9 protein-coding genes are annotated in these 11972 nt (G+C 70.2%); 6 read left to right on the top strand and 3 right to left on the bottom strand.

Going from position 1 to position 11972, the window contains the following annotated elements; translation table 11 throughout:
- Window positions 1-864: 864 nt before the first annotated feature.
- Window positions 865-2016 (bottom strand): ROK family protein, encoded by a 1152-nt coding sequence (locus BMG523DRAFT_RS18255; protein WP_043591744.1) that lies wholly within the window; start codon window positions 2014-2016, stop codon window positions 865-867.
- 533 nt (window positions 2017-2549) lie between these two features.
- On the opposite strand from BMG523DRAFT_RS18255, the gene BMG523DRAFT_RS18250 reads away from it, so the two are divergent.
- Genes BMG523DRAFT_RS18250 through BMG523DRAFT_RS18235 form a run of 4 tightly spaced genes read left to right on the top strand, consistent with a single transcriptional unit; the run spans window position 2550 to window position 6886 of the window.
- Window positions 2550-3965 (top strand): phosphotransferase, encoded by a 1416-nt coding sequence (locus tag BMG523DRAFT_RS18250; protein ID WP_049760986.1) that lies wholly within the window; start codon window positions 2550-2552, stop codon window positions 3963-3965.
- Window positions 3966-4016: 51 nt separating this feature from the next.
- The gene (locus tag BMG523DRAFT_RS18245; protein WP_152987870.1) at window positions 4017-5171 is read left to right on the top strand and encodes a hypothetical protein; all 1155 of its coding nucleotides are present in this window, start codon (window positions 4017-4019) and stop codon (window positions 5169-5171) included.
- Window positions 5172-5218: 47 nt separating this feature from the next.
- Window positions 5219-6037: a vWA domain-containing protein gene (locus tag BMG523DRAFT_RS18240; protein ID WP_011438032.1), complete on the top strand. Its 819-nt coding sequence runs from the start codon at window positions 5219-5221 to the stop codon at window positions 6035-6037.
- 54 nt (window positions 6038-6091) lie between these two features.
- Complete coding sequence (locus BMG523DRAFT_RS18235) at window positions 6092-6886, top strand: hypothetical protein (RefSeq protein ID WP_023841113.1); 795 nt, start codon at window positions 6092-6094, stop codon at window positions 6884-6886.
- Window positions 6887-6973: 87 nt separating this feature from the next.
- Here BMG523DRAFT_RS18235 and BMG523DRAFT_RS18230 read toward each other — a convergent pair whose 3' ends face one another.
- The gene (locus BMG523DRAFT_RS18230; RefSeq protein ID WP_011438034.1) at window positions 6974-7936 is read right to left on the bottom strand and encodes an electron transfer flavoprotein subunit alpha/FixB family protein; all 963 of its coding nucleotides are present in this window, start codon (window positions 7934-7936) and stop codon (window positions 6974-6976) included.
- A gap of 13 nt (window positions 7937-7949) precedes the next feature.
- Complete coding sequence (locus tag BMG523DRAFT_RS18225) at window positions 7950-8735, bottom strand: electron transfer flavoprotein subunit beta/FixA family protein (RefSeq protein WP_011438035.1); 786 nt, start codon at window positions 8733-8735, stop codon at window positions 7950-7952.
- Window positions 8736-9200: 465 nt separating this feature from the next.
- On the opposite strand from BMG523DRAFT_RS18225, the gene BMG523DRAFT_RS18220 reads away from it, so the two are divergent.
- Window positions 9201-10592 carry a hypothetical protein gene (locus BMG523DRAFT_RS18220; protein ID WP_043591740.1) on the top strand — a complete coding sequence of 464 codons (1392 nt, stop codon included), beginning with the start codon at window positions 9201-9203 and terminating at the stop codon, window positions 10590-10592.
- 184 nt (window positions 10593-10776) lie between these two features.
- A complete protein-coding gene (locus tag BMG523DRAFT_RS18215) occupies window positions 10777-11817 on the top strand; it encodes an endonuclease/exonuclease/phosphatase family protein (protein ID WP_023841111.1) in 1041 nt (346 codons plus the stop codon).
- The last annotated feature ends 155 nt before the right edge of the window (window positions 11818-11972 follow it).

Below are 11972 nucleotides of genomic sequence, written 5' to 3'. Positions count from 1 at the left end.
CCACGTGGGACACCACCCAGCCAGGCCATGAACGGGGTAAAACAATTGGCACTGACAATCGGCACGCTGTTGAGTTCTCAAGGAGCAGGCGCTACCAGACCTCCACCCTCAGGGCTTCGTTCTGGTGCTTCTTTAAGTTACTCGGCTTGCCCGGCGGTGTCAAATCGCTTCTTTTTGTGCGAAATGTTCACATCCGAACAGATCTTACCTTCTTGCACACTCCGGACGTTCGCGTTCAAAGCGATCAACCGGAACGTTTTTCCTAGATTATGAGCTTTGGCTTGATTGTGTCAAATCACTCCGGCCCGGTAGTTAACCTACCCACGTACCGGTGTTTGCCACTCTCGTACCTTATCGCACCGTCCGCGGCCCGTTTCCTCGGGGGGTCTACGCCCCCTCGGAGGAGATCTGGTCCTGCGCGACGCCCGGCTCCCGGAGGAGCTCGGTGGGCGACGAAGAGGAACTATACACGAGTCCGGGCATGGTGAGCGGACGCGAGGACATAACTTTCTGGCACCGACGGTTGACAGTGCGCAATCCCTGCAGCTGACAACCTCCGGGCCCCCGCGCCGATTCCCTCCCTCGCCGAACCGCTGCCGAGGCCCGCCTCGTCCCTCGTTCACCGGTGCCGTCCGCCCGCCGGCGCAGACACCGGGTCCGATGCGGGGGTACCCCGGTCAGCGATCCCCAAACCACCCGAACCTCCGATCCGCACGCTCCCTACACCTGCCCCTCCCGCGTCTACCCAGCCGCGAGGCTGTGAGGCCGGGCAGACGCGCCAGCGAGGCATGTTTGAGGAGGAGGGGACACCAGGCGAGACCGACACACCAGGCGACGTCTTAGAAAACGTCGTACCGGCCGGTACTAGCCCTCCCAGGCGTACCGCTCCGGCGCGAGGATGAAGGCGCCGGCCCCCCGAAGCGCGATCCGGCTGGGATCGGAGCTCCGTCTGATCTGCATCCGCCGGGTGAACGCCAACCCCGTGTGACGATCGAAACTGGCCGACAGCGCGTCCCAGAAGATCGGGCCGGACTGCGCAAACCCGCCAGCCACCACGGCGGCCTCCAGGTCGAGCAGGCTCGCGCAGGAGGCCAGTCCGGCTCCCACCGCAGCACCCGCGCGGGCGAGGGCCCGCCGGGCGACGCCGTCGCCGGCCCGTGCCGAGGCTGCAAGCACGCGACCGTTGGCCGGCTGATCCCCCGAAGGCACCCAGCCCTCGCCGATCGCCCAGGCCACCGTCCGCGGACCCGACGCGAGCGCCTCCAGACATCCACGTCCCCCACACGGACAAGGAGGTCCGTCGGCCTCCACCACCATGTGACCGATATGGCCGGCATTGCCGGATGTGCCGTGCAGCAACCGGCCCCCGAGAACCAGGCCGCCTCCGACGCCGGTGGAGACGGTGACGGCGAGCATGTTGCGCACGCCACGGCCCTCACCCATCCAGTGCTCGCCGGCGGCGAGGGCGACGGCGTCGTTGTGGATCAAAACCGGGCCGCCCGGGTATGCGTCCCGCAGCCGCGCCCGCAACGGGAATCCCCGCCAGGCCGGAATGTTCAACGGGGAGACCTCACCGACCGGCCAGTCCATCGGACCGCTGCACCCGCAGCCGAGTCCCGTCATCTCGTCCGGACGCATCCGCGCCGCGGCGAGCGCCTCGTCGAGGCAGTCCTGGACGACGGCGAAGACCTCCTCGGCATCGACCCCTGCCGCCCGGGCCGACGCCGGCCCAGCGCCGTCCGGATCAGGCGAAGCCGGTGAAGCCGGTGAAGCCGGTGAAGCCGGTGAAGCCGGACGCGGGACCGGCATGGAGCGACGGGCCTGAGCGGCGATCGTGCCGTCCCCCGCGACGACACCGGCGGCGATCTTGGTTCCCCCGATGTCGAGGGCGAGTGCGAAGGTCTTCCGGCCGTCCGCACGCGCCGGCTCCGCACCCGCGGGCTCCTTGCCCGACGCGCGGACGTCCCGCGGCCCGCCCGCCTCCCATGGCTGGAACGCCTCCTGCGACTGGGACATCGTCCTGGCGCCTCTCTGCTCGCCGATCGACCGTCGGTACCTGCGGTACCTCGTGAAACCCGGCCGTAACTGAAACCCGGCTGTGACCCGTCCGCCCTCGGCAACCCTTCCGACCACCGGAAACCGGCCTGGAGGCCGACATCCACCACCGGTACCAACCTGGTCTCTCCCGACCTGGAGCGACGGAAGAGGTGGAGCGTACCCGCGATCGGCCCGCACCGACCTCGGCCCCGCGGAACGCGCAACCCGGCGCACGAAACCCGGCAGGCCGCCACGGCCCAGTCCCGACCCGCCGCGAACCCGACCCGCCGCGAACCCGACCCGCCGCGAACCCGACCCCGTGAAATTGTGGGATTGAATGGTTGGGGCGGCCGGCGACAGGCCGATCCCCGATCGCGGTCGCCTCCACGAAGAAACCATCCTGAGGCGGGCTCACGGCGATCACCTGAGGTCCACGGGCTTCTCGGCCGCCGAGCACATGGACAAGCCGATCCGCGGTCGGCTAATGTCCGACGGGCAAGGACGATCACCGGTTGAACGACGGTGGCGGTTACTTCCGACGGTCCGTCCCAGGGGGAAGCGGCGTGCTCGGCGCGGGAGTTTGGCCGAATGGTGGTCAGTTCGAGGCTGCGGTCTCCACTGGCGCGGAGGTATTCACGGATCCACGGCTGCGGACCGCCCGGTTCGAACGGGACGCTTTCGGTGCCCCGGTGCAGGTCACCGGCGAGTCGGCGGTCGTTTTCTTCGGAGCGGCGACGGGCAGTGCCTTCGCGCTGCGCTGTCCGACCCGGCCGCTGACCGGCGGAGCCGAACGCTATGCGGCGGTAACGAATCATCTACGTCGTCATCGGGTACTGTCAGCCTTCCCGAAAGCCGAGTGGGTCGCGCAGGGAGTGCGGGTCGGCGAGAAATGGTGGCCGGTGGTCGTCATGGACCAGGTCCAGGGCACCACCCTGCGGACCTACGTCCGCCAGCACCTCGCATCTCCGGAAGCACTGCGTGACCTCGCCGCCGGATGGAAGCTTCTACTCGGTGAGATGAGCAAGGCCGAGATCGCCCATGGCGATCTGCAGCACGGCAACGTGTTCGTCACCGAACAAGGTTCAGTACGCCTCGTGGACCTGGACTCGGTTTGGGTCCCGGCGGTCGCGCACCTGCCGCCGGACGAGCATGGACATCGCCACTACCAGCACCCCCGCCGGCAGTCGACGGGCTACTGGGACCGCCGCGTCGACACCTTCCCGGGTCTCGTCATCTACCTCTCGGTGCTGGCGGTCGCCGCCGACCCGGCCCTGTGGGAAGAGTTCCACCGCGACGAGAACCTCATCCTGAGCGCGTCCGACCTCGCCCAGCCCGACCACACGCCGATCTGGTCACGACTCGCCGCAAGCCGGGACGGCGAGGTCCGTCGGCTCGTCCCGCTGCTGAGGCGCTTCTGTCTCGGGCCGCCGGCGGTTGACGTCGATTTGCCGACGCTGCTGCGCGACGCCGACAGCGCCCTGCCGGACGCGCCTGTCAGCGAGGCGGTCGCGCCGTCCCTCGGCGCGGGGAGTTCCTGGTGGGAACCGAGCCAGGCGTCCGTCCCGACGAAGCCGATCGATCCCAGCCAGGGCTGGGCGACCCCGCCGACCCCGCCCTCTCCGTCGGGAGCTCCAGCCACCCCAGGCACCCCGGCCACCCCAGCCGCGGGACGGAATCTCTGGGACGCGACGACCAGGACATCGCCGAACACCGGTCCCTCGGCGGGTCAGGGCGGCACGGCCGCGGGCGCCGGTGACGCCTCGGGTTCCAGCCGGGCCGGCGCGACCTCCGCGGCCGGCGACGGGGCGCGGCGGGCGTCGCCCTCCGGATCCGTGCCGAACCGCGGCTCCGGGTCGCGCACGGCGGCTCTCGTCCTCGCGGCCCTGGCCATCCTCGCACTCATCCTGATCATCCTCACCGTGGGATGACACCAGACGACCGAAGGCTCGAGACACTCGAGACAACCGATGGGAGGCGGCATGGCGCCGTCAGGCGGGCCGGACGACACCGCGTGGCCGAGCCGCCACCGGCGGATCATCGGGGTCTGCATCCTCGTGGCCGCGGTCACGATCGCCGTCGTCGGCCTGATCTCGGGCGGAGGCGGAACGGCTCCGTCGCCGATCAGGATCCTGGTGACGACCTCCGCCGACCAGGCCCTGCGGGCGGCCGGCGGCAACGACGTCAACCAGGTGATACTCGTGGCGTCGTCGGCGCCGCAGCCGGACGAGCCCGAGCTGTTCATCCAGTACAAGGTGCGGGCCGGGGAGACCCGGGAGCAGATCGCCGCGGCACTCGGGATCAACCCGGACGCCGTGGCCGATCATCCGTTCAAGGACGGTGAGCTGCTCCACGTCCCGCTCCCGCCCCGATTCACCCGCGGCACGGGAAAGGACGGCCCGGTCTTCACCGCCTACACCCCACCTGCGGCATCGTCCACGGCCGGCGTTTCGTTGCTCGGGGTGCCGGCCGCCGACGTCCCCCGGCTCGCCGAGGTCGGCGCCCGGCTGCTCGTCGCCGTCGGTCCGGGTGCCCGCCCGGACGTCCACAAGGTGGCCGAGGCACTTCCGGACACGGTCGAGGCGATCGGTGACGACCACAAGGTCCTGGTGCCGGCCTCGGTGCACGACGGCACCCACGGCCCCGGCCGGATCGGCACCGCGCTGCGCTGGCTTCTGATCTTCGCGGTCGGCCTTGCCGTGGTTCCGCTGGCCGGCTTCATCCACGCCGTGACCGGTCGCGGCACCTACCCGGAACCGACGTCGCCCCGGGACTTCCGGCCGGCCGACTTCCGGCCGGCCGACTTCCGGCCGGCTAGGTACCCGCGGCCGGCACCGCCGGCCGACTTCCCGCCGGCCGCCTCCCAGCGTCCGCTCCCGCCTCGGCGCCCGGCCCCCCCGGGACCGGGCGCCGCCGTCCATCCGATCGGAGTCGAGGTGATCGATCGACGGACGCTGCTGGAGGACCCGCAGTGCTCGTGCGGGAGCGTCCAGGTCGACGCGTCCTACGCCTGCCGCGCATGTCCGAACTCATGGCGGGTGGGCGCCGGCGAGCCCTGGCCGGACATCCTCCCGACGAACCCGGCGGACGATCCCCCGGGCGCTCTCTCCGCCGACGACCACCTCCCCCCGTACTGATCCGACTCCCCCGGTACTGATCCGATTCCTGAGGAAGCGCGACGCCCATGCCCTACACCAAGCAGATCGACCGGCGTGCCCCGGGCTGCTTCATCTTTCTGCTGGACCAGTCCGACTCGATGAACTACCCGATCGCCGGGCGTCCCGGCATCTCCAAGGCGCAGGCCCTCGCCGACATCGTCAACGACACCCTCGCGATGATCATCCGTCGGTGCAGCAAGGAGCGCGGCGAGGGTCCGCGTCCCTACTACGACATCGCCGTGCTCGGCTACAGCGGCCAGGAGGCCCGCTCACTGTTCACCGGAGCGCTCGCCGGCCAGTGGCTGGTCTCGGTACCGGACCTCTTCTCCTGCGTACTGCGCCGGGAGGAGCGGCACGGCTCCTCGATGCCAGTGTGGTTCGAACCGTTCGGGGCGGGCCTCACCCCGATGTGCGCCGCCCTCGACATGGCCGGGAGCCTCGCCTCCGGCTGGGCCCAGAGCCACCAGGACTCCTTCCCCCCGATCATCATCAACATCACCGATGGAGCCGCCACCGACGGCGAGCCCGAGAAGGTGCAGATGTGGGCCGACCGGCTACGGTCACTGCGCACCGCGGACGGCAACCTGCTGCTGTTCAACATCAGTATCTCCGCGGTCGCGCAGACCACCACCACCTTCCCCGCGGCCGAGTCCGAGCTGTCCGACGAGTGGGCTCGCGGGCTGTTCCGGATGTCGAGCGAGCTGCCGCCGCTGATGCGCACCGCGGCGGAGCGCCTGGGCGTGCAGACCCGGCCCGGCGCCCGGGGATTCGTCTCCAACGCGACACCCGACGCGATCGTCCTCGCCCTCACCGTCGGCACCCAGGTGGCTCAGGTCGACGCCTGAGTGGGGCGGTGGGCCGACGGCTGCGGTGGGTCCCGAGGAAGGAGAGGTGCGGGAGTGCGGGTCACGGGCCGTGTGCAGGTGTGGCTGCCGAAAAACAGCGGCTATGCCTCCGAAGACGCGACGATGGTGAGCACGGCGCGCCGGCGGGCGGCCGTCGCGGATGGCGCGTCGGAGGGGGTCGACGTGCGGCGGTGGGCAAACCTGCTGGTCACGCGATACGTCAACGCGCCGCCGCCGATCGGGGCCTCGGCCGAGGGCATCTACGAATGGTTCCGCGAGACGATCAGGATCTGGAACCTGAGCCCGCCGACGGTCGATCCCGACGACTGGCGGTTCCAGGGCGTCGGTGCGACGGAAGCGGCGTTCGCCACGTTTCTTGGGCTGCAGTTCAGGAGCGAGGAGAACGAACACGACGGCCGGCTGGAGTGGGAGGCGATCGCGGTCGGCGACTCCTGCCTGGTCCGGGTGCCCTCGCCGAAGGCCATCCTGGCGGGCGCGCAACCCGAGTTCTTCCCGTACTCCGCATCGGCAGCCTTCACGAGCACCCCCGACCTGGTGCCCAGCGACCTCGGGCGGGCCCGTCGGCTCGCGCCGACCGGGGAGGGCTGGCCGGTGCGGGTGCGGCGGGGCTTCGCCGAGGCGGGGGAGGTCTTCCTGCTCGGCAGCGACGCGATCAGCAAGTGGCTCTACACCCTGCCGTGGACTGATCCGGAGGTTTGGCGGCGACTTCCCGACCTACGCAAGCCGAACCTGGAGGGGCTCGCCCACCAGCTCAAGGACGCGGGCGAGATCGACCACGACGACCTCACGCTGGTGGTGCTCCGGGTGCGCGAGGACCCGCGGAGGTGACGCACGGGCGTGGATCCTAAACGACGGCCGGGCGCCACCCTCGCCGAGACGGATGGACGCCCGGCCGTGGCCGGTCCGCGGGATCGATCAGCCGGCCCTGCGCTTCTCGATCGCCTCGATGAGCTGCGGGACGACGTTGAACAGATCGCCGACCAGCCCGTAGTCCGCGAACTCGAAGATCGGCGCTTCCGGGTCCTTGTTGATCGCGACGATCGTCTTGGACGTCTGCATCCCGGCCCGGTGCTGGATCGCGCCGGAGATGCCGACCGCGATGTAGAGCTGCGGGGACACCGTCTTGCCGGTCTGCCCGACCTGGTTCTGGTGCGGGTACCACCCGGCGTCGGTAGCGGCACGCGACGCGCCGACCGCGGCGCCGAGGGTGTCGGCCAGCTTCTCCACCAGGGTGAAGTGCTCGGCGGCGCCCAGACCGCGACCACCGGAGACGACGACCTGGGCCTCGGTGAGGTCCGGGCGGCCGGACTTCGCCTCGACGACGCGGTCGACGATCTTGGCTCCCTTCGCGGCGTCGGAGATCGCGATGTCCACCGTCTGCTCGGACGGCGTCACCGGGGCGGCCTCGGGCGCCGTCGAGTTCGGCCGGACGACGACCACCGGAACACCCTTGACGACCTTCGACGTGACGATCGTCGAGCCGCCGAAGATACCCTGGGTGGCGACCAGGTCGGGGGTCAGCGCGACAGCGTCCCAGATCAGGCCCGAGTCGGTCTTCGCGGCGACGCGGGCCGCGATCTCCCGCGAGTCCGCGGTGGCGGCGACCAGAACGGCGGCCGGCGACGCGTCCGCGACCAGCTTGGCCAGCACCTCGGCCGCCGGCGCGCCCACGTAGCCGACGACGTCCTCCGACTCGACGACGTAGACCCTGGCGGCGCCATACTGCGCGAGGTACTCCTTGGCCTTCGCATAGGTGCCCGGCGCTCCGAGGAACACCGCGGCGGCCTCGCCGAGCGAACGGGCGAGCGTCAGCAGTTCCGCGGTGACCTTCTTGGGTTCACCATCGGCGTGCTCGACGAGCACGAGAACTTCAGCCATCGGACAAAACCCCTCAGATAAGCTTCTGCGCCGCGAGGAACTCCGCGACCTTCGTGCCGCCGTCGCCCTCGTCCTTGACGATCGTGCCACTCGACCGCGGCGGCGCGGGCTCCGAGGCAACGACCGTCGACGTGGCGCCGGCCAGCCCGACCGCACCGGCGTCCAGACCCGCGTCCGCGGCGGACAACGTCGTCAGCGGCTTCTTCTTGGCCGCCATGATGCCCTTGAACGAAGGGTAACGCGGCTGGTTGATCTTCTCGACCACGGCGACCACGGCCGGCAGGCTTGCCTCGACCAGGGCGTAGCCGTTGTCGGCGAGACGCTCGATCGTGACCTTACCCGCGGCCGGATCCACCGTGACCTTGCGGGCCTGGGTGAGCTGGGGAAGGGCCAGCCGCTCCGCCAACAGGGCACCGATGACGCCGCCACGGGCATCGGAAGCCTCGCTGGAGGTGATGACGATGTCGGGTGACAGCGTGGAGATCACCTTCGCCAGCGCGGCGGACGTCGCCAGCGCGTCCGACCCGTGCAGCAAGTCGTCCGTCAGGTGCACGGCCTTGTCCGCGCCCATCGACAGGGCCTTGCGGATCGTCTCGGCCGCCTTGGCCGGTCCCATCGTGACGACGGTGACCTCGCCCCCGTGCGCTTCCTTGATCTTCAGGGCCTCTTCGACCCCGTACTCGTCCATCTCGTTCATGACGCTGTCGACACTCTTACGGTCGACGGTCTTGTCCGCGGCGTCGAGCTTCTTCTCCGCCCAGGTGTCAGGAACCTGCTTGACGGTAACGACGATGTTCACGCGTTGGGGCCTCCGTAGCCAACATCCGATGTCAGTCCCTTGACATCGTCGCATCTGGGGCGCTCACGCGCTCAATGATCGACGACGTGACGCGGACCGCAGTACGCCCCTGACCTGGACAGCCGGGCCGAAACCGGGCGGCAACTACGCTCCGTTATGGAGCCTAGTCCGTCCGCGCCCATCTCCGGCCCTCCAGCGCTCTCGGGGCGCGCGGAGACACGCCATGCAGATGTATGTGCAGAAAATGGATCCGCCACTTTCCGTAATGATTGAGATATTCCGCACGTTCTTTTACCGACCATCCGGGGATCCGCTAGAGGCATCGGCCCCGACTGGTCGTGCATTCCGGCCGGGTTATGCACACCCTCTTCCTTGCAACGTGACTTCTCGGCTACTTTCTGCCCAAGAGGTGCGCAAGGCACCGACATTATGGATTTAAGCCATCTTTACCTCGACGGGGGACACATGTCGAATACGTCGTCCGGAGATCCCTCTCCCACGACCCAGTTCGAGCGTCTGCTGCGGGAGGCCGGGGTATCCGACACCCGGTTCGCCCGGCAGGTGAACGCCCGCGCCCGCCATCAGCGCCGGATCGAGCTGGGCCTGGCCAGGACCACCGTCGGTCACTGGCGTCGCGGGATGCGGCCGCGTGACCCGATGGTCGCCGAACTTGCGGCGGCCGAGATATCCGCGGCCCTGGGATACCCGGTCCGGCCGGTGGATCTGGGCTGGCGCGGGGAGTCCTATGAACGCGACGACCTCGGGCTGTCGAGCTCGAACGCACCCACCGAGACCCTAAGCACCCTTGCCGGACTATCGGGACGAGACATGCGGCGACGCGACCTGTTGCACGACGGAACGGCCTTTATCGCATCGGCCTTCGCCGATCCGGTCCTCTCCAGCCTCACCGGAGTGGTTGACCGGGTCGCCAGGCCGGAATCAACGGGAGCCTCCGCCGGCGCCGTGATCCGGGATATGACCGAGACCTTCCGCCGGCTGGACGCAAAGTTCGGCGGCGACGAGATCCGGCCTCAGGTCGTCGCCTTTCTGCACGACCGGACCCGGGCCGCCCGGGAGGGGCGGCCGAGCCCCGACCTGTTCAGTGCGCTGGCCGAGCTGACCCAGTTCAGCGGGTGGCTCGCCCAGGACAGCAACCGGCAGGCCCTCGCGCAGCGCTACTACATCCAGGCCCTCAGCCTCGCCGAGCACGCCGACGACGCCATGCTCGCCGGCCGGGTGCTGTCCGCGATGAGCGACCAGGCCGCCCGGCTGGGCCATCCCCGGCAGAGCCTCGCCCTGGCCCGGGCGGCCCTCGGCCGCGCGGTGCGGCACTCCTCGTATGCCGTGCAGGCCATGCTGCACGACAAGCATGCCTGGGCACTGGCACGCAACCGTGACGAGGCCGGTTGCATGGAGGCCCTGGACAAGATGGACCGGGCGATCGCGCGCAGCGACGGGGACGACGGACCGTCCTGGGCCGGCCACTACAACGCCGGCGACGTCGCCGAGTGCCATGGTCACTGCCTGTTACTGCTGGGCCGCGCCCGACCGGCCGAGACGAAACTGCTCGAGGCCCGGAGCCTGCAGGGCGCGGCGCGCGCCCGAACCCGCAGCTACGCCGAGGCCGACCTCGCCTTGGCCTACCTGCGCCGACCGACTCCGGACCTGGAGGCCGCCCTGGAGGCGGGCTACCGAGCCGTCGCCGTCGCCGGGCAGCTGTCGTCCTCTCGGGTCACCGAGAAGCTGCGGGAGCTGGACCGTGAGCTCGACACGCACCCGACGGTGGCGGTCCGCGAATGGCACGAACGGGCGCGCCCGCTGGTCGGCGCCGCGGCCTGCGCCACAGCCGCCACCTGACCAGTCACCGATAGCCGCCGCACGGGCGCCGACGGCTCCCGGCCCCGGCAAGCTACGGCCATCGGCCCCACCGTTACCGACCTCTCACCACCGAACGGGCCGTCCGGGAGCACCCGCCTCCCGGACGGCCCTGTCAGCCGGGCACTCTGGTGAAGTGAGTTCCGCGCAGGAGTCCGGTTCCGCCGTGCCGGATACCGACCCCACCTCCCGGCACAAGGACATCCCGGTCGCCGCCCCGGAGCCCCGGCCGCACCCGACCTTCCCGGTCCGCCCCCTGGTCGTGATCGTCGCGTGGGTCGCGGCGGCCGGACTCGGGGGGATCGCCCTCGGCCGGTTGGCCCATCTCGACGATGCGGTGGGCTGGCCCTACTCCGCGATCAACGCCGGGACCGAACTGCTCTACCTCCCGGCCTACGCCACCGTGGCGGTGGCCTTCGCGCTCCGTCGCAACCTGCTGATGATCATCTCCATGGCCCTGATCGCCATCCATCTGTTCTGGACCCTGCCCGAGGTTTTCCCCGGCGGCGCCGAGGAGGCCCCGCAGGGTGCCGCGCGCCTGCGGGTGATGTCGGCGAACCTGCTCTACTACAACGACCACGCCGACCGGCTGGGCGCGCAGATCCGCGCCGCGAACCCGGACGTGCTCGTCCTCGTGGAGCTCTCCCCGCTCACCCTGGCGCGGGTCACCTCGTCCGGAGCGCTGGCGAGCTACCGGTACCGCGAGGTGCACCCGGAGCCGGGTGCGTTCGGCGCCGCCGTGTTCTCCCGCTTCCCGCTGCACGACGCCGCGGCCCCGATCGTCGGCGGAGCAATGTCATTGCGGGCCACCGTGGAGGTGGATGAGCGTCGACGCTTCGTCGTGTACGCGGTGCACACGATCTCACCGACGACCAGCGCCTACACCGACCGCTGGCGGACCCAGCTCGACACGCTGCGCGCGCAGCTCGAGCACGCCACGCTGCCGGTCGTCATGGCCGGCGACTTCAATGCCACCCGGGACCACCGGCCGTTCCGTCGGCTGGTGAACTCGGGGGTACGCGACGCGCACGACGTCGTCGGCGGCGGATGGCAACCGACCTGGAACTCCAAGAGCCTGATCCTGCCGCCCGTGCTGCGCATCGACCACGTGCTGGCCTCACCCGCGTTCGCGGTGACGGGTTTCGAGGTCGGCGGCGACTTCGGCAGTGACCATCGGCCGGTCATCGCCGACCTGGCCATGCGGTAACCCCCGGATGGCGCCTTCGGCGCAATCCGGGGACCCCTACCACAGACACCGCACGGGGTCTCCGTCGAATCGCCTCCGGCGATCCTCCTGGGACAACCATCGCGCGCCTTCGGCGCAATCCGGGGACCCCTACCACAGACACCGCACGGGGTCTC

Source organism: Frankia sp. BMG5.23 (genome assembly GCF_000685765.2).
Classification (GTDB): Bacteria; Actinomycetota; Actinomycetes; order Frankiales; family Frankiaceae; genus Frankia; species Frankia casuarinae.
The sequence above is the reverse complement of the archived record's forward strand: the minus strand, read 5'-3'. Positions and strand labels throughout refer to the sequence as shown.